The sequence below is a fragment of the Mycobacterium sp. TH-M11 genome (assembly GCF_057473725.1).
The window spans coordinates 1-2,371 of the sequence record NZ_JBYCLD010000478.1; the positions used below are offsets into that span (position 1 = coordinate 1).

Consider the following 2,371-nt stretch of genomic DNA (forward strand, 5'->3'; position numbering starts at 1 on the left):
TCAGCGCCGCTCCAACAGCCCGAGCAGGTAGGCGCCGTAACCGGACTTCAGCAACGACTCGGCCCGCCGGGTCAACTGGCTGTCGTCGATGAAGCCCATCCGCCAGGCCACCTCCTCGGGGACGCCGACTTTCAACCCCTGCCGCCGTTCCAGCGTGCGAACGTAGTCGCCGGCATCGGCCAGTGATTCAAACGTCCCGGTATCCAGCCACGCCGTGCCACGAGCAAGCACTTCGACGGCCAGGCGGCCCTGGTTGAGGTAAACCCGGTTGACGTCGGTGATTTCGTATTCGCCTCGGGCGGAGGGTTTTAGATCTCGGGCGATCTCGATCACGTCGTTGTCGTAGAAGTACAGACCCGGCACCGCATAGCTCGACTTCGGCGTCGCCGGCTTCTCCTCGATCGACAACGCGATGCCGTCGGCGTTGAATTCGACGACACCGTAGGCAGACGGGTTGGCCACCCGGTAGGCGAAAATTGCTCCCCCGCTGAGATTTTCGAAACGCCGAAGGTTTGTTCCCAAGCCGGGGCCGTAGAAGATGTTGTCGCCCAACGCCAATGCCACCGACCCGGAACCGATGTGGTCAGCACCGATCACGAACGCTTGCGCCAGTCCTTGCGGTCGGTCCTGCACCGCGTAAGTGATGTTGGTACCGAAGGCGCTGCCATCGCCGAGCACTCGTCCGAATGCGGGCGCATCGGTAGCGGTGGTGATGACCTGGATGTCGCGGATGCCCGCCAGTATCAGGGTGGACAGCGGGTAGTAGATCATCGGCTTGTCGTAGACCGGTAACAGTTGCTTGCTGACGCCCATGGTGATCGGGTGCAGGCGCGTGCCCGCACCGCCCGCCAGAATGATCCCGCGCATCGGCCGCTCCTCAGTCGACTTGGTCGGCGTCGGTGAGTTCGGTAGCGGCCAGCGCAACCGCCAGGTCGTCGTGGCGGAACACCGACGTGACGTGATCGTGGACGACACGGAAGGCCGACGCAAAGGTGGAGCCGGATTCGCCGGGGCCGCCGGTCCGTTGTTCGACCACGACAACGCCGTCGTGGACGAAGATCCGGCCAACTTCGGCATGGCGCGGGTGGGCGGTCGCCCACTCTCGCAGTGCGGCATGGCCCTGGGCGGCGCCATGCGCGTCGCCGACTTCGATGTCGTCGCTGGACAGAGCCAGAAGCGTGTCGGTGTCAGCCTCGTTCAACGCGTCGTGCCACGCCAGTACCGTGGCGATCTCCGATGTGGTCATGCAAAGGAACGTACCGCGTTCGGCAGAAAAAACATTGAGTCAGGCTACGCGCCGCCCCAGGCAGTGCACACGCCAGCCGGCCTGTTGCCAGCGTTGGACGTCGAGGCAGTTACGGCCGTCGACGACGACGCAGGAGCGCACCCGATCGGCGAGCGCCGCGGGATCGAGGTCAACGAACTCAGGCCACTCGGTGAGCACGAGTACCGCGTCGGCACGATCGCATGCTTCCTCAACCGAGACTGCGTAGTTCAGGGTCGGGAACAGCCGTTGCGCGTTCTCCAGCGCCTTCGGGTCGTAGACGTTGACGGCAGCGCCGTTGAGTTGCAGTTGGCCGGCGACATTGAGCGCGGGCGAGTCACGCACGTCGTCGGATTCGGGCTTGAACGCGGCGCCCAGAACGGCGATGTTCGCGCCCAAAAGCGAACCGCCACAAGCCTTGGTCGCGAGTTCGACCATGCGGGTGCGCCGGCGCATGTTGATGTTGTCGACTTCCCGCAGGAAGGTCAGCGCCTGATCCGCACCCAGCTCACCGGCCCGGGCCATGAACGCGCGGATGTCTTTCGGTAGGCAGCCGCCACCGAAACCCAAGCCGGCGTTGAGGAATCGGCGCCCGATCCGTGGGTCGTGACCGAGCGCGTCGGCCAGCAACTTGACGTCGGCTCCGGCGGCCTCGCACACCTCGGAGATCGCGTTGATGAACGAGATCTTGGTCGCCAGGAAGGCGTTGGCGGAGACCTTCACCAGTTCGGCGGTCTGCAGATCGGTCACCAGGAAAGGCACACCGTCGCCGAGTATCGGTGCGTACATCTCCCGGATGGCGGCCTCGGCACGCGTCGAACCAGCCTGCACGCCAAGCACAATGCGATCGGGGTGCAGGGTGTCGTGAACCGCGAAACCTTCGCGCAGGAATTCCGGATTCCAGGCCACTTCGACGTCCACCCCGTGACGTGCGGCCGCCCGCGCCCGCCCGACCAGCTCAGCGGCGGTCCCGACCGGGACGGTGGACTTTCCGACGATCACCGCGGGCCGCGTCAGCCGCGGTGCGAGCGTGTCGATCACGGCATGTACATGGCTCAGGTCGGCGCCGTATTCGCCACGCTTCTGCGGAGTACCGACTCCGAGGAA

The 2,371-nt window shown here is 65.3% G+C and carries 3 protein-coding genes; all 3 read right to left on the reverse strand.

What is annotated here, in order from left to right:
* Complete coding sequence (gene rfbA / locus AC2VOG_RS18415) at window positions 1–867, reverse strand: glucose-1-phosphate thymidylyltransferase RfbA (protein WP_486941274.1); 867 nt, start codon at window positions 865–867, stop codon at window positions 1–3.
* A gap of 10 nt (window positions 868–877) precedes the next feature.
* Complete coding sequence (locus AC2VOG_RS18420) at window positions 878–1,246, reverse strand: nuclear transport factor 2 family protein (RefSeq protein WP_486941275.1); 369 nt, start codon at window positions 1,244–1,246, stop codon at window positions 878–880.
* Between the two features lie 39 nt (window positions 1,247–1,285).
* Window positions 1,286–2,371, reverse strand: a 1,086-nt coding sequence (locus AC2VOG_RS18425) for a UDP-glucose dehydrogenase family protein (RefSeq protein WP_486941276.1), incomplete at its 5' end; no start/stop codon positions are given.